The organism is Roseiarcus fermentans (genome assembly GCF_003315135.1).
In the GTDB taxonomy this organism is placed as follows: Bacteria; Pseudomonadota; Alphaproteobacteria; order Rhizobiales; family Beijerinckiaceae; genus Roseiarcus; species Roseiarcus fermentans.
The window spans coordinates 30086-46448 of the sequence record NZ_QNRK01000050.1; the positions used below are offsets into that span (position 1 = coordinate 30086).

The following is a 16363-nucleotide window of genomic DNA, read 5'->3' on the forward strand; positions in this document are numbered from 1 at the left end:
CTTCTGCGGGAGGCTGCTCAATCGGGCGCGTTGGAATAGGCGAGAAAGCGGATGATCCTCCACCGGCCGTCGGGGCCGCGGCGGAACACGTCGAGGCCGGGCTCCTTCTGCAGCGCCGGCACAGGCCCGCGAGCGACCGTCAACGACCACGCCAGCCGGACGACGGCGAGATCGCCGCTGACCAGGATCTCCCGGATGTCCGGGACATAGCGCAGGGTGCGGGTGCGGTCGGCGAGCGCCGAGGCGATCCCGGCGCAGACGGCGTCGCGGCCGCGCTCCGGCGCGCCGCGCACGGTCGCGACGAGATCGGGGGCGAAGATGTCGCAGGCGGCGGCCGCGTCGTGGGCATTGAACGCGGCGGCCCACGTCTCGAGCCGGGCGGCGATCGCGGCCTTGTCGGCTTCCGGATCGGCGAACGCGAGCATGGGCGCGAGCGTCGCCGCGAACAGGGCGACAAGGGCGTATCGGGCGATCGAGGCGGGACGACGCATGCACTTTCGACCATCGGCGACAGAGACGGGAAGGGGGCGCAAGGCGCGCTTTACGACGATGCGCGCGGCTGGAAAAGCGGGGAGAGCCCTCATTCCCACCGGATTCGCAGTGGGAGGCCACTTCGCGCTTGATCATGTCGCGCGGCGAGGATTGCATGGCGGAGGGTCGAACGATTCGGGGGGCCATCATGGTCGTGGACGAGAAAACTGATTTCCGCGAACTCGCACGGGCCGGCGGCCTCACGCTGAGCTACCGCGCCGGGGACATGATCTTTCGCGAGGGCGACACCGCCACGTGCATGTACGTCGTGCTGAAAGGTTCGGTCGAGATGTCGACGCGCGACAAGGCGCTTGCGATCATCCCCGATGGCAAGCCGTTCGGCATGCTCTCGATCATCGACGGGAGGCCGCGGGCGAACAGCGCGCGGGCGAGAGAGGACTGCGAGCTCGCCCTTCTGGACGAACGCAGGTTTCGCGTCATGGTCGAGGAGAGCCCCGACTTCGTCTGGTACGTGATCAACGAGTTCGCCGCCCGCCTGCGCGCGACCAGCGCGCTCATCTGACATGGGGTTCGCGCGCCGCCGCGTTCGAGGCAGGGGAATGCGCGCCGCTGTCATCGCCGTCGCGCTCGCGACGCGGCCGGCGCCCGCCGCCGACCTGACCGACAACCAGCGGCAGGCGGAGTGCGGCGTCGTTGAGGGAAAGGTCTCCTGTCCCGCGCCCGGGCTCGGCCGGTGTTGGTCGCAAGGCCACGATCCCAACCTCGATCAGTCGCCGGCGAGCCTCGACGTCGGCGACAATCCGGGCTCGCCGGACCACGGACATGCCGAGCGCTGCAGCGGCTACACCGCGCCCGCGCCGCTCGGCGCGTCGCTCGGCGCGGACGCGCTCGCGTCCGGCAAGCCGGCGCTGCCGCCCCTGCCGACCTCCAACCGCGTGGGCCGGCGCCTGATCGAGACGGTGGAGACGACCGACGTCGCGGTCGCTCACGCGAAGGGCGTCCTCATCCGCGCCTACAACCAGAACTGGACCTTCGATGAGGCGAAGCCCGCGGCCAAGACGCGCGAGCCCGATACGGTGACCTGGGTGTTCTGCTCGCGGTCCCACCCGGCGGTGATCGAGCCGATCCGCTCTGGCGATGACGCCGGCAAGTTCACGCTCGCCTTCCTCGCCCCGGAGGCGCAAAGCTTCTACAACCACGCCAACGAGCTCGAGATCGCCGAGTTTTTTCTCGTCTGCCACGGACGAAAGTTCGACGCCCTCTCGGCCGAGGGCCCGGCGTTCGCGAAGGCCGTGGGCTACACCAGCGCGCACGGCGACGCGGAGCGGATCATCGACAAGCCAGAGGACGTTCTCACGTTCGTCTATTAGGCGCGGAAGACGAGGTTCGACAGGGCCGCGGCCGCCGCGTCCCCTTGGACCGGGGATCGCCGGCCATGAAGGGGCGGGCTCCGGGCGCTCGACCTAGCTAGGCGTTTGCGCGTCCTCAACGCGACAGGATCGAACCGCCTTACGCGGCCGTTCCGCCCACCGTTTCCAGCAGTCGCCCGTTGAGTTGCGCCTCGATCACGTCAGCCTTGGCGTCCTCGAATTCGGCGAGCGCGAGATAGTCCTCCGCCCAGGGACCTGTCGCTTCCTCACGAAGCTGAGCGGCGAACTCACGCTTTCGATGAAGTTCAGTCATGAGGAGGCCGACTTTCGCTTCATCGGCGGATGTTGGCTTCGTAAAGATAAACATGCGACACCTGACTTCGAACTTCAGACAAGCGGCAGCAGCCGCCGATTCCCTCCCCGCTCGTTGTCTAGCGTCGCGCCGCCGAACTTTTGTTGACATGGATCAAGCGCGCGTTGGCGCGGGACCGTGGATTCGTCTGTTACGACGCGCTGATCGTGGCTGCGGCGCTGGAAGCCGACTCCGATGCGCTCATGACCCGAGACATGCAGGCGGGCCAAAAATTGGAACATTGACGACCGTCAATCCATTCGCTCCACGTCCTGCGCCATGACACCGAGCGCTTCAACGGACTGGCCCGACCGGAGCTATCCCTCCGCCTCCTCTCGCGCATGCTCGGCGTCGAGCTTCTGCATCGCGTCGTGAGCGGCGCACTTCGACGCCTCCCGGTAAAGCTCCTCGGCTTCGGCGAGCTTGGTCTTGCCGAACAGGAGCACCAGGCCGTTGGCCTCCTCGATGCGGGCGATGGCCGAATCAGGCAGGAGCTTTCGCGCCCGCTCGAAGTGCTTCACGGCCTCGTCCCGGGTCGCGCCGTAGGTCAGGCGGGCGAGCGTGCCGCCGACCTTGTTGACGATCTCCGCGTGATAGGCGCCGAGCGCGATCAGGGCTTCGGCGTGCCGGGGCGCGAGCGCGAGCGCCTTCTCGAGGCTCGCCTTGACCTTGGCGCCGACGCCTTCGGCGAGCGCCTTGACGATCGAAATTTCCTGAGCGTAACGGCCGAGCGCCTGGGCGTGGAAATACCAGGCGTTGGGAAAATCAGGCGCCGCGGCCTGCAGGACCTCGGCGCGCCTGGCCGAGGCGAGGTAGAGGTCGCGCTTCGTCTCGCTCTCGTGCTCGAGATAAGTGGCGTAGATGTTGGCCGCCTTGTTGGCTGCGTTGGCGCCGATCGGCCCGAGCGCCGCGCCCTGCTCGACCGCCGCGCCGAAGTCTCCCCGGTGGTAGGCGCGCCACGCCGATTGCAGCGCCGTGGCGGTCGCCTCGGCGTCGAGGGCGCCCTCGAGGCCCGGGTGGCGCCGGAACGCGTCCTTTACGAAGGCTGCGTCGGGGAACGCCTCGCAGTCGCCCCGGTGCAAGTCTGGCCACGCCGCCTCGAGCGCTGCGCCGTCGTAAGCGTAGCGCGCCGACTCCCACGGGAATTTCTTCCATGCGGCGGTGACCATGGTCGTGCTCCTTCTCGTCGCCGCGCTCCCTACCACGCCGGACGACGGACGTCCCGTGGCGCTTGGGCGGGCGCGGTCCAAATCCTGCGCAGCGTTCGCTCCAGTCGACGGGGACGCCCGTTCTACGCGATGTACCGTTTGGCGAGCTGGTCGAACAGCTCCCGCTCCCGCGGCTCGAGATAGGGGGCCGCGAGCGCGATCACGTGAAAAGCTCCGCGGGCGAACGTGTGGCCGTCCTGGACGGCGCGCGGATCGCGGGCGTTCTCGAACGACATCCAGTAGCTCGCCACCAGAACGATATTCTCGGCCAGGGTCGCGATCTCCGACGGCTCGGCCCGCATCTGCCCGCCTTTCACCAGTCCTCCCAGGATCTGCTGCGCGACCCGGATCTTGTGGGCGAGGATGCGGCGGAACTGCACCTCGATGACGCGATAACGGGCCACGAGGTCGTTGATGTCCCGGTAGATGAAGCGATATTTCCAGATCGCCTCGAACACGAGGTGCAGGAAGAGCCAACAGTCCTCGGCGTTGGGCAGACGGGACTCGGGCGCCGCGAGCGTCGCCTCGATCTCGCGCCGGAACTGGGCAAAGAGATCTTGTACGATCGCCTCCTTGGACCGGTAGTGGTAGTAGAGATTGCCCGGGCTGATGCCCATTTCGATGGCGATCGAGGTCGTGGCGACTGTCGGCTCGCCGAGTTCGTTGAACATCGCGAGCGCCGTCTCGAGGATGCGCTCACGCGTGCGGCGCGGCGGTTTTGGCGGCATCGCGTTTTCCCCCCTTGGATCGTCCGGGTTGATCCCGGGTCAGCGCCTTCTCGAGCGCGTCGAGCGTCGAGTCGAGCGGACGCACGCTATTCCACAGCCGGCGGCCCTTTCCAGCAGGCGGCTCAGGGGGCAATCGGCCGCCGAGCGCTTCGCGGCGCAACGCAATTCCATGACGGGCGAAGACGGGGGCGAGTTCGTCGGCGCGGGCGGCGAGTTCGCTCAGCGTGTGACGACAGGCGTGCTCGGCGAGCCTCTTCCGGTCGGCATAGCTGAAGACGTTGGCGAAGAAGATCACCTCGTCGTCGCGCGCCGGCTCGAACACGACGATGTCGGCGTCGGGAAACTCGGTCTTGTAGCGTTCCATGCCGACCCGCATGCGCGAATAGATCAGCGAGCGGAAGGTCTGCGACAGGACGGCGGCCAGACCCTGCTCTGCCAGCGGCCGCGGTCTTCGGCCGGACCGCGCGGCGAGTTCCGCGTCGAACGGCACGAGTGGATTGATGCAGATCAGGAGCTTCGCGCCCTCCTTCAGGGCGACCGAAGCGTGCAGCGTCTTCTTCAGCGCGCCGTCGACGTAGTCGCGTCCGTCGATGCGGGCGGGCGGGTAGAGCCCGGGCAGCGCGGCGCTCGCTTTGACCGCCTCGGAGATCGGAATGTGGTCGAAACCCGGCGCGCCGAACGGCGTCGCCTTGCCGTTGTCGAGGTCGGTCGCGACGATGAACAGCTTGCGCTCGAGCTTACGGAAGTCGTCAGTCCTGCCCGGCTTGCCGAACAGGCGGGCGAGGTAGGCGGCGATCGCGCCGTTGTCGAACAGCCCGTTCGGCAGCCCTCGAGTGAGGCGCGCGAAGGATTCCACGAAGCCGCGCGCCGGAGCGCCGAGGTAGCCGAGGAAAGCGCCCTGCACGAGTTCGGGAATCATCGACAGCCGGCGCGCAAACTCGCCGAACGCCGGCCGCAGCAGGAGATCCGGCTCGAACGGGTCGTGATGCGACCGGTCGAGAATGAACATGTCGTTCATCTCGGAGGGCGCGATCCCGTTGGCGAGGCCCGCAGCGACGAAGGCGCCGGAACTCACCCCGACATAGAGATCGAGATCGGTCAGCGACAGGCCTTCGAGCGCAGTCTCCAGCGCGTTCAGGGCGCCGATCTCATAGATGCCGCCGAGGGGACCGCCTCCGGCGAGGGCGATCCCCACTTTTCCGTTCATCCGTCGCCCGCGCATGGACCGCTCCCATGAGGCTCGGCGCCCGAGGCGCTGACCCCGCTCGTCAGCCCTTCGAACGTTGCGCGTCTTACTCGGCTTTCGGTCTGTGGGCCCGCGGACGTCCGGGCTCTTCCTCGGCCGACAGCTTCTTGGCGATGTCGGTCAACTCCGCGACCCGTTGCGTGAGTGTGTCGATGTCCTGACGGCTTGGTACGCTGAGGCTGTGCAGAGCCCGCGCCACCCGGTCCTCGAACACCTTCTCGAGCTTGTCCCAAGTTCCGGTCGCCTTCGACCGCATCTCAGCGAGCCGCTCGTCGGCGACGGACTTCGTCTTCTCCTGGATTTTCTCGCCTTCCTGGACCAGGGACTCGAACACCTTCACGCCTTCCTGCTGGGCCATCGAGAACGCGCCGAGCCCGGCGAGCCAGATCTGGTTCGCGGATTCGCGGATTCGCGCCGCCAACTGATTTTCCGTCGACTCTTCGGCGAGTTCCTTGAGTTTCTTTGGCATGACCATCCTCGTTTTGATCTGGGCGGCCAATCCGCCTTTCTGCGCCGATCATATGAGCATAGGATTTTAGAATTCGCCGCCCAAAGTTCTAGGCGGTCCATTCTAGTTTTATCCGCTACAGAATCGGACTGAGGGGAGAGGAAAGGCTCATGAGCGCGTTCATCACCGGCGGAACCGGCTTCATCGGCAAGCGTCTGGTCAGGAAGCTTCTGGAGCGAAGCCACGAAACGATCCACGTGCTCGTCCGCAAGCCGAGCCCGGAGCTGATCGACGGGCTCGTCGCCTTCTGGGGCGACGCGGCGAAGCGGGTCCAGTTCGTGGAGGGCGACATCTCGCGGCCCGATCTGGGCGTGGCCCAAGAGGACGCCAGGAAACTCCGGGGCAGGATCGACCACTTCTTTCATCTCGCCGCCGTCTACGATCTGAAGGCCGAGCCGGCTCAGGTCATCGCGGCCAACGTCGCAGGCGTCGCTAACGCGCTCTCTTTCGCAAAGAGCGTCAAGGCTGGCTGCTTCCACCATGTCAGCTCGATCGCCGCGGCCGGCCTCTACGCCGGCGTGTTCCGCGAGGACATGTTCGAGGAGGCGCGTGGCCTCGACCACCCGTACTATGCGTCGAAGCACAAGGGCGAGGCCCTGGTTCGCAAGGAGACGGAGATCCCCTGGCGGATCTATCGGCCGGGCGCCGTGGTCGGCGACTCCAAGACCGGCGAGATCGACAAGATCGACGGCCCCTACTACTTCTTCAAGCTGATCCAGAAGCTTCGCGACGCGCTGCCGTCCTGGGTTCCGATGGTCGGCCTCGAAGGCGGGCGGATCAACGTCGTGCCGGTCGACTTCGTGGTCGCGGCCATGGATTATCTGGCGCACCTCGACGGACTCGACGGGCGCGCATTCCACCTCACCGACCCGAGCCCGATGCGGGTCGGCGACATGCTGAACACGATTGCGAAGGCCGCGCACGCGCCGGCCTTCACCATGCGGATCAACGCGGGTCTCTTCGGCCTCGCTCCGAAGGCGCTGACGCACGGCCTGATGGGTCTGACCCCGTTCCGCCGTATGCGCAAGCAGCTGATGAAGGAGCTCGGGTTGCCCGACGACATCTTCATGTTCGTCAACTATCCGACCCGTTTCGACTGCCGCGAGACGCAGAAGCTGCTTCAGCCCGCCGGCATCGAAGTTCCCGCTTTTTCGGACTATGCGTGGCGGCTGTGGGACTATTGGGAGCGCCATCTCGATCCGGCGCTGTTCGTCGACCGGTCGCTGCGCGGCGCGGTCGGGGGTAAGCGCGCGCTCGTGACCGGCGGCTCGGCCGGCATCGGTAGGGCCATCGCGCATCGGCTCGCGGAGGCCGGGGCCAAGACGCTGATTGTGGCGCGCGACGTCGAGAAGCTCGAGCTGACGCGCCAGGAGTTCGCGGCTCAGGGACTCGAGGTCCACACCTACAGCGCCGACATTTCCGACCCTGCGCAATGCGCCGCGCTGATCGAGACGATCAGGACGGAGCACGGTGGAATCGACATTCTCATCAACAACGCCGGACGCTCGATTCGCAGGTCGGTCGAGAATTCCTACGACCGCCTGCACGACGTCGAGCGGCTGATCCGGCTGAACTATCTCGCGGCGGTTCAGCTGACGATGGGCTTCCTGCCCGGCATGGCGGAGCGGCGCGCGGGCCATGTCGTCAACATTTCCTCGATCGGCGTGCTGACCACCGCGCCGCGGTTCTCAGCCTATGTCGGCTCGAAGGCGGCGCTCGAGGGCTGGTCGGACTGCGCCGCGAGCGAGTTCCTCGACCGCGGCGTCGCCTTCACCAACGTCAATATGCCGCTGGTGCGAACGGAGATGATCGCGCCGACCAAGCTCTATCAGCACGTCCCGACCCTCGACACAGACGAAGCGGCCGCGCTCGTCGTCGACGCGATCGTCGACCGTCCGGCGAGGGTCGCGACGCGCCTCGGGCTGTTCGGCAAGGCCCTCCACGCCATCGCGCCCAGCATGGGCCGAATCGTTCTCAACACCGCCTTCCGCATGTTCCCCGAAAGCGCCGCGGCGCGCGGCGAGCAGGGCGGCGAGGCCGCCCCGAGCGCCGATCAGATCGCGTTCACGCAACTCTTGAAGGGGCTCCACCTCTGACCCCAGTGAGGACGCAATGGAACGGATTTGGCTGAAGTCCTATCCCGAAGGCGTTCCGGCCGACATCAATCCGACGGCCTACCCGTCGCTCGGGGATTTCTTCGCGGCGAGCGTCGAACGCTTTCGCGACCGGGTCGCCTACGTCAGCCTGAAGCGGACCATGACCTATGGCGAGCTCGACCTCCGGTCGCGCGCCTTCGCGAGCTACCTTCTGGAGGTCGTCGGACTGCCTCGCGGCGCTCGAGTCGCGCTGATGATGCCGAACCTGCTGCAATATCCGGTCGCCTTGTTCGGCGCGCTGCGCGCGGGTTACGTTGTCGTCAACTGCAATCCGCTCTACTCGCCGCGCGAACTGCACCACCAGCTCGCCGATTCCGGCGCGGAAGCGGTCGTGGCGCTCGAGAATTTCGCCCAGACGCTCGAGAAGGCGATCGCTGGAACCTCGGTGCGGGTCGTCGTCGTGACCGGCGTCGGCGACCTCATCGGCGGAGCGCGCGGGTTCCTCGCCAATTTCTTCGTGCGCCGGATCCAGCGCGCGGTGCCGCCGTTCCGTCTGCCCCAGGCGGTGCGATTCAATCGCGCGCTGGCCGAGGGGCGGGCGCGCAAAGCCGAGCTGCCGAGGATCGAACCGACCGACCTCGCGTTCCTGCAGTACACCGGTGGAACGACGGGCGTGCCGAAAGGCGCGATGCTGACCCACCGCAACATGATCGCGAACCTGCAGCAAGTGGCCGCCTGGATTGGGCCGGTGGTGGGCGAGCAGGGCGAAACCTTCGTCACGGCGCTGCCGCTCTATCACGTCTTCGCGCTGACGGTGAACGCCTTCGTGCCCACGATGATCGGCGCGAACAACCTCTTGATCCCCGATCCGCGCGATCTCAAGAGCTTCGTCAAGGCGCTCGGCGATACGCCGTTCACCGTGATCACCGGCGTCAACACGCTGTTCAACGCGCTCCTGCACAATCCCCAGTTCCTGCGCCTCGACTTTTCGCGGCTGCATGTCGCGGTCGGCGGCGGGATGGCGCTGCAGCGGGCCGTGGCCGAGCGCTGGAAGCAGGTGACCGGGAAGCCGCTGATCGAAGGCTACGGCCTGACCGAGACCGCGCCGATCGCCGCAGTCAACCCGCTGACGGTCGAGGACTATTCGGGCGCGATTGGCCTGCCGGCGCCCTCGACCGACATCGCGATCCGGGACACCGAAGGGCGCGACGTTCCCCTCGGCCTGCCGGGCGAACTCTGCATCAAGGGGCCGCAGGTGATGGCCGGCTACTGGATGAGGCCGGACGAGACGGCCAACGTCATGACTGCCGACGGCTTCCTCAAGACGGGCGACATCGCCCGGATGGACGAGCGCGGCTACCTCTACATCGTCGACCGGAAGAAGGACATGATCCTCGTCTCTGGCTTCAACGTCTATCCCAACGAGATCGAAGACGTGGTGATGTCGCATCCCGGGGTGCGCGAGGTCGGCGCGGTCGGCGTGCCGGACGACCGGTCGGGCGAAGCCGTCAAAATCGTGGTCGTGCGCAAGCACGAGGGCGTGACCGACGCGGACATCATCGCCCACTGCCGCCAGCATCTCACCGGCTACAAGACGCCGCGCCACGTCGAATTCCGCGACACGCTGCCGCGGTCGCCGATCGGCAAGATTCTGCGCCGCGAACTCAAGGACCCATCCGAACCGAAGAAACAACGGCAGAAGCAGGCGGCCGACGAGAAGAGCGATTGAGCCGCGCTCACAGCGTCGCTCTCCTGGACGGCGCGCCGGTTGCTGACAGGGACGAGGACAGAAATGGCCAACAGGACATCCGACCCGACCGATCGGCCCGAGGTCGACTATATCGTCGTGGGCGCCGGACCCGCGGGTTGCGCGGTCGCTGCGCGTCTAGCGCAGTTCTCGCCCGACTCGAGCGTGGCCCTGATCGAGGCGGGGCCGGCGAAGGCCTCGCTCCTGTCCGACGTTCCGCTCGGCATCGCGGTGCTGGTGCCGTTCCGATCGGCGCGGAACTACGCCTACGAGACCGTTCCCCAGGCGGCTTTCGGCGGCCGCAAGGGGTTCCAGCCGCGCGGCCGCGGCCTCGGCGGATCGAGCCTGATCAACGCGATGATCTACATGCGCGGCCAGCCGCAGGACTACGAATCGTGGGCTTCGCTCGGCTGCAAGGGATGGAGCTGGAGGGATGTCCTCCCCTACTTCAAGCGCGCCGAGGACAACGCGCGCGGGCCTGACGAATGGCACGGTAGCGGCGGCCCGCTGCATGTCAGCGACCTCGCGCACCGCAATCGGGCGGTCGACGCTTTCGTCGAGGCGGCTGTCCAGGCCGGCTTCCCGCGCAACACCGACTTCAACGGCGCGGTCCAGGAAGGCGTCGGCGCCTATCAGTTGTTCCAGAAGAACGGACGCCGCTTCAACGCCGCGCGCGCCTACCTCGGATCCTCGCCGCCGCCGAACCTCGCCCTCTATACCGAGGCCCAGGCGCGGCGCGTCCTGTTCGCGGACAAGCGGGCGGCCGGCGTGGCGTTCGGGCGCGTCGGCCGGGAGGAGCGGCTCTACGCCCGGCGCGAGGTGATCCTGTCCGCCGGCGCTTTCGGCTCGCCGCAGCTTCTCATGGTGTCGGGCGTCGGCCCGGCCGACGCGCTCAAGCGTTTCGGGATCGAGGTGGTGAACGACGCGCCGGACGTGGGCCAGAACCTTCAGGACCATTGCGACTATTGCGCCAACCTGATCGCCAGCGGGCCCGGCCTGTTCGGCCTGTCGTGGCCGATGCTCACCACCGGTCCCGGCGAGATCGCGAGTTTCCTCCGCCGCGGCAGCGGCCTCCTAACCTCGAACGCGGCGGAGGCGGGCGGCTTCGTCAGAAGCCGCCCGAACATCGACCGGCCCGACCTGCAGCTTCACTTCTGCATCGGCATCGTCGACGATCACAACCGAAAACTCCACTTTGCCACCGGCATGTCGCTGCATGTGTGCGACCTGAGGCCGAAGAGCCGGGGCGCGGTGACGCTCGCGGGGCCCGACGTCGCGACCGCGCCGCTGATCGACCCCAACTACCTCGCCGACCCGGAGGATCTCGAGACGCTGGTGCGCGGCGCGGAGATCGTCCAGACGATTCTCGACAAGCCTCCGTTCGCGCCCTACCGCGGGCGCCACCTGTACGGAACCGGCCGCGACGGCCCGGAGGCGCTGCGCAAGCTGATCCGCGAGCGCGCCGACTCGATCTATCACCCGGTCGGGACATGCCGCATGGGGATCGACGCGCGCGCCGTCGTCGACCCGACGCTGCGGGTGCGCGGGGTCGACGGGCTGAGAGTGGTCGACGCCTCGATCATGCCGCTCCTCGTCAGCGGCAACACCCAGGCGCCCTCGGCGATGATCGGCGAGAAGGCGGCCGACATGATCCTTGGCAGGACGACGGTGTGAAGCCACAGAGAAACGGCGGCCGTGAGCGACCCCTGTCCGCGCGCCTCCTCCAGGGGCCCCGGCGCTGACGAGACATTCTCGGTGGCCCCGGGCGCGGCCGCCTTTGCGTCGTCCTGCCGCGTCAAGAGGCGCATGGCGTCGAGCCGGGCGACACAATGCCGCAGTCTCGCTTGCTTGATGTTTTTGCCCGTCCGGGTCCACCCAGCGTGTGCGCCTGCCTCGCAAGTCCCTCATGCATCTCGGGGGCCGGGGTGGAGGGGTAGTGTTTTGCTGTGAGCGGGGCCGCCCCCTACGAGACCGACTCCCGCGAAGTATTGCGGGAACTGACACATGGCGACTCATTTCGATCCGTTCGCGACGGAAAGCGCGGCGGTCTTGCTTAAAGTTGGCGGGCGCTATTCTGCCGACGAAGTCGATGCCGCGCTGGCGGCCGCGCGCCGGGCGATTCAATGGTGCTGCGAGGAAATCAATGCGGAGCGCGCCGGTCGCACCCTGATCGAAGCGATCGACGCCGCTCGCTCGATCGCGCGCAATAGATCCTGACAGCGAGACCGACGGTTCGGGGAGTCTCGACCGCGCGCTGTCGACTCCGCGGCCGGTGGGCCTCGCCCCGCTGGCGGCGGGGCCTCGCGGTCGAGAGCCTTTGTCTGCCGGTGCAGGCGGACGGCGGTCTCTCCCTTGGCGGCCAACGTCGCGGAGACATCGACTTGCGTGGACATGCTGAGCCTCCGAGTCGCTTCGCATGCCCTCGGACGCCAGACGCGTTCCAGACTGGCCGGCGCGCCGCTTCGTTCAGTACGCGCTCGCCGCGTTGAGCGCCGCCATGTCAGTGGGCGAGAGCGTCAACTCGGCGGCCCGGGCGAGGCTGTCGACCTGCGCGAGCGACGTGGCGCTCGCGATCGGCGCCGTGACCCCGGGCCTGGCCATGACCCAGGCGAGCGCGACCTCGGCAGGCTTGGCCCTATGGCTCGCCGCGACGCTCTCGAGCGCATCGAGGATGCGGAAGCCGCGCGGATTGAGGTAGGCCTTTACACCGCCGCCGCGCGCGCTTTTCGCCAGATCCGCTTCGCTCCGGTACTTGCCGGACAAGAAGCCCTTCGCCAGGCTGAAGTAGGTAATGACGCCGATTTCCTCGCGCCGGCAAAGGTCGGCGAGGCCGTCTTCGAAACCCTTGCGGTCGGCGAGGTTGTACTCCGGCTGCAGGACCTCGTAGCGGACGCCGCCACGCGCCTTGGCCGCCGCGAGCGCCTGCTCGAGCAGCGTCGCGGTCAGGTTGGAGGCGCCGCACCAGCGGATCTTGCCCTTCTCGATCAGGCGCTGGTAGGCGCCGAGCGTGTCGGCGATGGGCGTCGCCATGTCGGGCCAGTGCGACAGGTAGAGGTCGATGACGTCGGTCTGAAGCCGCCCGAGCGACGCTTCGACCGCCTCCTCGATATAGGCGGGCTTGAGCCCTTCCTTGCCCTTGCCCATCGGGGAGCCGACCTTGGTGATGATCGTCACCCGGTTCCGGTTCCCTCGCGCGCGCATCCATTCGCCGATGATCGTCTCCGACTCGCCGCCGCGATTGCCTGGAACCCAGGCCGAATAGACGTCGGCGGTGTCGATCGCGGCCGCGCCGCCGGCGACGAAGCGGTCGAGCACGGCGAAGGACGTCGGCTTGTCGGCCGTCCAGCCGAAAACGTTGCCACCTAGCACGATCGGGGCGACGATGAGGTCGGTTCGGCCGAGGCGACGAGATTGCATCCGGTTGCTTCCTTTTCGACGAGGATAGCCCAAAGCGGGAGGGCGCGGAAAGCGCAACCGCCGATCGCCGCAATTCTTTTGGGACGACTTTGCAAAGATTGAACGCGAAAGGCGGCTGGACGTGGGCGACGACGAGATTCAAAAGACGCGTCGGTGGTTTGCCGAAGAGTTGCGACTCGTCGCCAGGGTGCGCGACGACAGACTCGTTCAGGCGTTCGCAACCGTGCCGCGCGAGCGGTTCGTCGGTCCGCCGCCTTTGCGAATTCTAAGCCCCTGGGACATGAGCGCCTACTGGACGCCGCCCGATTCCGGCCCGGCCGCCGTCTATCACAATGTGCTGATCGCCTATGACGAGACGCGCTGGCTCAACAACGGCCTGCCGAGCCTATGGGCCTTTCTCCTCGACAAGGTCGAAGTCGCCCGCGGCGAGCGCGTCCTCCATCTCGGGACCGGGATGGGATATTACACGGCGATCCTCGCCGAACTGGTCGGATCCGAAGGCGACGTTGTGGCTGTCGAGATCGATGAACTCTTGGCGAAAGCGGCCCACGCCGCGCTCGCGCCTTGGCCTCGGGTGAAAGTGGAGCACGGCGACGGGTCGCGCGGCGCCTACGCGAACTTCGACGTCATCGTCGCGAGCGCCGGGGCGACGCATCCGCTCCCGTCGTGGCTCGACGGCCTGAACCCCGGCGGACGCCTCGTGTTCCCGATGACCTCCGCCGGGCGCGGCGGCGGCATGCTGCTGGCGCGGCGCATCGCGCCGGACCGCTTCGACGCCCGCTTTCTCTGCCCGGCGTCCTTTTACGAATTCTCCGGCGCCCGCGACGCCGGGGTCGGCGACCGGCTCGGGCAGGCGTTCGCCCGCGACCGGGGCGCTGGCGTCCGCTCCATTCGCACCGACGCGCACGCCGAAGACGAGCGCTGCTGGCTCCACGGCCAGGGCTGGTGCTTGTCGGGCTGCGCCAGCGAGGAAACGTAAGGCGCGACGAAACGAGGTCGATCCGGCTTGGCCTCACCCTGCCGCCGCAGTCCGTCGAGATGGGCGCCTCCTGCCGGACGCCTGCAAGGGGGCGTCCCTTTCCGCCTCGGGGAAACCGGGGCGGCCGAGCGCCGTTCTCGCCTTCGCGGCCCCGGCGGCCGAAAAGCCGGGCCCCGGCGACCGTATGCGCGGAAATTTCGACTGTTTCCATTGTGCCTGCGCGAAGGCGGCGGGCGCGCCGATCCTGACCCTCGATCGTCTGCTGCGCGCGACCGACGTCGAATCCCGACCCTGAAAGGGCTCGGGCAGTGCCCCAATCGTGACTGGCATGTCAGGGCTCGCTCGCCTATGTAGCCGGGATGCCCGCCCTCACGACGCATCGCACCCTCGTTCTCGCCGCGGTCATCGCCTCGAATTTCATGATCGCCATCGAGGCGACCATCGTGTCGACGGCGATGCCGCAGATCGCCGCCCAGCTCGGCGGCCTCCCGCTCTACAGCTGGGTGTTCGCCGCCTTCCTGCTGACCCAGACCGCGACCACTGTCGTGTTCGGCAAGCTGAGCGACCTCAAGGGCCGCAAGGTCGTCATGCTGTCGGGGATCGCGATCTTTCTCCTGGGCTCGCTGCTGTGCGGCTTCGCCTGGTCGATGCCGGCGCTGATCGCCTTCCGCCTCGTGCAGGGCGTCGGCGCCGGCGCGGTGCAACCGGTCGCGATGACCATCGTCGGCGATCTCTACTCGGTGCACGAACGCGGCAAGATCCAGGGCTGGCTCGCCAGCGTCTGGGCGCTGTCGGCCGTTCTCGGCCCGCTCGTCGGCTCGCTCATCGTCCAGCGCTGGTCGTGGGCCTGGATCTTCTGGATGAACCTGCCGATCGGCCTCGCCGCCTCGGCCGGCTTCTGGTTCTATCTGCACGAGAACAAGTCCGAGGCGCGCGGGACGATCGACCACCTGAGCGCCGGCGTGTTCACCATCGCCATCGCCGCGGTCATGGCGCTCATGACCGCGTTTTCGAGCGCGGACTGGACCGAGATCGCGATCATCGGCGCGATTGCGGTCGTGGCGGTCGCGGGTTTCATCGTGCAGGAGCGCCGCTCTCCGGAGCCGATGATTTCGCTCGCCCTCTGGGGCCGCCGGCCGATCGCCGCTGTCAACGCGTCTTCGCTCTTCTCCGGCATGGTGATGATCGGCCTGACGACGTTCCTGCCGGTGTTCGTGCAGGGCGTGATGGGTCGTCCGCCGCTGGTGGCGGGCTTCGCCCTGTCGGCGATGGTGCTGGGCTGGCCGATCGGCGCGACGCTGTCGCCGCGGCTGTGGAAGCGGTTCGGCGTGCGCAACGTGCTCAGGGCCGGCGCGGCGCTCGTCCCGATCGGCGCGCTGGTCTTCGTCTTCCTCCGGGCCGACACGCCGCCGGGGGCGGCCGGGATCGGCTCGGCGATCGTCGGCTTGGGCATGGGGCTTTCCAGCAGCGCCTCGATCGTGCTGATCCAGGAGATCGTCGACTGGTCGGAGCGCGGCAGCGTCACCTCCGCTTATCTGTTCGCGCGCACGCTCGGCAGCACCTTTGGCGCGACGGCGTTCGGGGCGGTGCTGAACTTCGGCCTCCTGCACGCCGGACTCGGCGCCGTGACGTCGGACCAGTTGCGCAAGCTGCTCGACGGAGGGGCGGCGGCCAACAGCGTGCTGAAGGCGGCGCTCGACCATTCGCTGCAGGTGACCTTCGTCTCGATGTTCCTCGTCGCGCTCCTTGTCGCGGCGACCGCGGCGCTCGTGCCGAAGGTCAAGTTCGCGGCGCGGCGGGCGCCTGCGGAGTGAGGGCCAGGCCGCACGTCCTCGCCCGTGCTTCCGCCGTCTCATGGCAAGGAAGTGACTCTGGACAATCGTCGGCGGGAGTCCGGCGACGACCTTCAACGCCGCGTTCTCGCCGTCGGGCGCGGCGGTTCCCGAGCCCGCGACGATGACGCTGCTGGCGGCCAGGCTCGGCGGGGCCTTCCTCCGCCGGCGGCGCCGCTGAGTTCGGTCTCACCACCAAGGACCGAAGGACCACGGAGTCTTTGCGTCTCCTTCTGTCTTTTCGTGTAACTCCCAAGGTGGCTGTCCGCGAGGAGCCGGACAGGGCGCGCCCTGGATAGGGGTAGGGAAGGCTTTCGCCTCCCCTCCCTCCGAACCGTGCGAGCGGTTCTCCCGCACACGGCTCTCCGGTTGCGGATTTCCTCATCGG

General features: G+C 67.8%; 17 protein-coding genes. 10 read left to right on the forward strand and 7 right to left on the reverse strand.

The window, feature by feature from the left end; all coding sequences use genetic code 11:
* Positions 1-17: 17 nt before the first annotated feature.
* Positions 18-491, reverse strand: coding sequence for a YybH family protein (locus DFR50_RS28730; protein ID WP_170153432.1), 474 nt, complete (start codon positions 489-491; stop codon positions 18-20).
* A 155-nt stretch (positions 492-646) separates the two neighbouring features.
* Here DFR50_RS28730 and DFR50_RS28735 point away from each other — a divergent pair, with 155 nt between their 5' ends.
* A complete protein-coding gene (locus tag DFR50_RS28735; protein ID WP_170153433.1) occupies positions 647-1054 on the forward strand; it encodes a Crp/Fnr family transcriptional regulator in 408 nt (135 codons plus the stop codon).
* A gap of 37 nt (positions 1055-1091) precedes the next feature.
* Positions 1092-1862, forward strand: a complete 771-nt coding sequence (locus DFR50_RS28740) for a hypothetical protein (RefSeq protein WP_113893324.1) — start codon at positions 1092-1094, stop codon at positions 1860-1862.
* A gap of 139 nt (positions 1863-2001) precedes the next feature.
* Here the strand turns inward: DFR50_RS28740 and DFR50_RS31755 are convergent, their stop codons facing one another.
* Positions 2002-2229, reverse strand: coding sequence for a hypothetical protein (locus DFR50_RS31755; RefSeq protein WP_147262961.1), 228 nt, complete (start codon positions 2227-2229; stop codon positions 2002-2004).
* An 89-nt stretch (positions 2230-2318) separates the two neighbouring features.
* Between DFR50_RS31755 and DFR50_RS31760 the strand changes: the two genes are divergently transcribed.
* Positions 2319-2459, forward strand: a complete 141-nt coding sequence (locus DFR50_RS31760; RefSeq protein ID WP_147262962.1) for a PIN domain-containing protein — start codon at positions 2319-2321, stop codon at positions 2457-2459.
* 72 nt (positions 2460-2531) lie between these two features.
* Here DFR50_RS31760 and DFR50_RS28745 read toward each other — a convergent pair whose 3' ends face one another.
* The 4 genes from DFR50_RS28745 to DFR50_RS28760 form a co-directional block, all read right to left on the reverse strand.
* Positions 2532-3383: a tetratricopeptide repeat protein gene (locus DFR50_RS28745; RefSeq protein ID WP_113893326.1), complete on the reverse strand. Its 852-nt coding sequence runs from the start codon at positions 3381-3383 to the stop codon at positions 2532-2534.
* 122 nt (positions 3384-3505) lie between these two features.
* A complete protein-coding gene (locus tag DFR50_RS28750) occupies positions 3506-4150 on the reverse strand; it encodes a TetR/AcrR family transcriptional regulator (protein ID WP_113893333.1) in 645 nt (214 codons plus the stop codon).
* Positions 4119-5372, reverse strand: a complete 1254-nt coding sequence (locus tag DFR50_RS28755) for a patatin-like phospholipase family protein (protein WP_210209069.1) — start codon at positions 5370-5372, stop codon at positions 4119-4121. The genes DFR50_RS28750 and DFR50_RS28755 overlap by 32 nt, the downstream gene beginning before the upstream one ends.
* A 70-nt stretch (positions 5373-5442) precedes the next feature.
* Complete coding sequence (locus DFR50_RS28760) at positions 5443-5865, reverse strand: phasin family protein (RefSeq protein ID WP_113893337.1); 423 nt, start codon at positions 5863-5865, stop codon at positions 5443-5445.
* Between the two features lie 149 nt (positions 5866-6014).
* Here DFR50_RS28760 and DFR50_RS28765 point away from each other — a divergent pair, with 149 nt between their 5' ends.
* The 4 genes from DFR50_RS28765 (at position 6015) to DFR50_RS28780 (ending at position 11964) form a co-directional block, all read left to right on the forward strand.
* A complete protein-coding gene (locus DFR50_RS28765) occupies positions 6015-8000 on the forward strand; it encodes an SDR family oxidoreductase (RefSeq protein ID WP_113893339.1) in 1986 nt (661 codons plus the stop codon).
* 16 nt (positions 8001-8016) lie between these two features.
* Positions 8017-9729, forward strand: a complete 1713-nt coding sequence (locus DFR50_RS28770; protein WP_113893341.1) for an AMP-binding protein — start codon at positions 8017-8019, stop codon at positions 9727-9729.
* Between the two features lie 63 nt (positions 9730-9792).
* Complete coding sequence (locus DFR50_RS28775) at positions 9793-11421, forward strand: GMC family oxidoreductase (protein ID WP_113893343.1); 1629 nt, start codon at positions 9793-9795, stop codon at positions 11419-11421.
* 330 nt (positions 11422-11751) lie between these two features.
* A complete protein-coding gene (locus tag DFR50_RS28780; RefSeq protein ID WP_113893346.1) occupies positions 11752-11964 on the forward strand; it encodes a hypothetical protein in 213 nt (70 codons plus the stop codon).
* A gap of 249 nt (positions 11965-12213) precedes the next feature.
* On the opposite strand, the gene DFR50_RS28785 is transcribed toward DFR50_RS28780, so the two are convergent.
* Entirely contained in the window at positions 12214-13164 is a 951-nt protein-coding gene (locus DFR50_RS28785; protein ID WP_113893348.1) for an aldo/keto reductase, read from the reverse strand.
* 121 nt (positions 13165-13285) lie between these two features.
* Between DFR50_RS28785 and DFR50_RS28790 the strand changes: the two genes are divergently transcribed.
* The 3 genes from DFR50_RS28790 (at position 13286) to DFR50_RS33700 (ending at position 16156) form a co-directional block, all read left to right on the forward strand.
* Positions 13286-14143, forward strand: a complete 858-nt coding sequence (locus DFR50_RS28790; protein ID WP_170153434.1) for a protein-L-isoaspartate O-methyltransferase family protein — start codon at positions 13286-13288, stop codon at positions 14141-14143.
* 359 nt (positions 14144-14502) lie between these two features.
* On the forward strand, positions 14503-15957 hold the full coding sequence (locus tag DFR50_RS28795) for an MDR family MFS transporter (RefSeq protein ID WP_113893352.1): 1455 nt from the start codon (positions 14503-14505) through the stop codon (positions 15955-15957).
* A 64-nt stretch (positions 15958-16021) separates the two neighbouring features.
* A complete protein-coding gene (locus DFR50_RS33700) occupies positions 16022-16156 on the forward strand; it encodes a PEP-CTERM sorting domain-containing protein (protein ID WP_113893362.1) in 135 nt (44 codons plus the stop codon).
* The last annotated feature ends 207 nt before the right edge of the window (positions 16157-16363 follow it).

Excerpts from the sequence above, each read along its gene's own strand:
- DFR50_RS28730 (WP_170153432.1), bottom strand. The coding sequence starts at position 491 with ATGCGTCGTCCCGCCTCGATCGCCCGATACGCCCTTGTCGCCCTGTTC.
- DFR50_RS28735 (WP_170153433.1), top strand. The coding sequence starts at position 647 with ATGGCGGAGGGTCGAACGATTCGGGGGGCCATCATGGTCGTGGACGAG.
- DFR50_RS28740 (WP_113893324.1), top strand. The coding sequence starts at position 1,092 with ATGCGCGCCGCTGTCATCGCCGTCGCGCTCGCGACGCGGCCGGCGCCC.
- DFR50_RS31755 (WP_147262961.1), bottom strand. The coding sequence starts at position 2,229 with ATGTTTATCTTTACGAAGCCAACATCCGCCGATGAAGCGAAAGTCGGC.
- DFR50_RS28745 (WP_113893326.1), bottom strand. The coding sequence starts at position 3,383 with ATGGTCACCGCCGCATGGAAGAAATTCCCGTGGGAGTCGGCGCGCTAC.
- DFR50_RS28750 (WP_113893333.1), bottom strand. The coding sequence starts at position 4,150 with ATGCCGCCAAAACCGCCGCGCCGCACGCGTGAGCGCATCCTCGAGACG.
- DFR50_RS28755 (WP_210209069.1), bottom strand. The coding sequence starts at position 5,372 with ATGCGCGGGCGACGGATGAACGGAAAAGTGGGGATCGCCCTCGCCGGA.
- DFR50_RS28760 (WP_113893337.1), bottom strand. The coding sequence starts at position 5,865 with ATGCCAAAGAAACTCAAGGAACTCGCCGAAGAGTCGACGGAAAATCAG.
- DFR50_RS28765 (WP_113893339.1), top strand. The coding sequence starts at position 6,015 with ATGAGCGCGTTCATCACCGGCGGAACCGGCTTCATCGGCAAGCGTCTG.
- DFR50_RS28770 (WP_113893341.1), top strand. The coding sequence starts at position 8,017 with ATGGAACGGATTTGGCTGAAGTCCTATCCCGAAGGCGTTCCGGCCGAC.
- DFR50_RS28775 (WP_113893343.1), top strand. The coding sequence starts at position 9,793 with ATGGCCAACAGGACATCCGACCCGACCGATCGGCCCGAGGTCGACTAT.
- DFR50_RS28780 (WP_113893346.1), top strand. The coding sequence starts at position 11,752 with ATGGCGACTCATTTCGATCCGTTCGCGACGGAAAGCGCGGCGGTCTTG.
- DFR50_RS28785 (WP_113893348.1), bottom strand. The coding sequence starts at position 13,164 with ATGCAATCTCGTCGCCTCGGCCGAACCGACCTCATCGTCGCCCCGATC.
- DFR50_RS28795 (WP_113893352.1), top strand. The coding sequence starts at position 14,503 with ATGCCCGCCCTCACGACGCATCGCACCCTCGTTCTCGCCGCGGTCATC.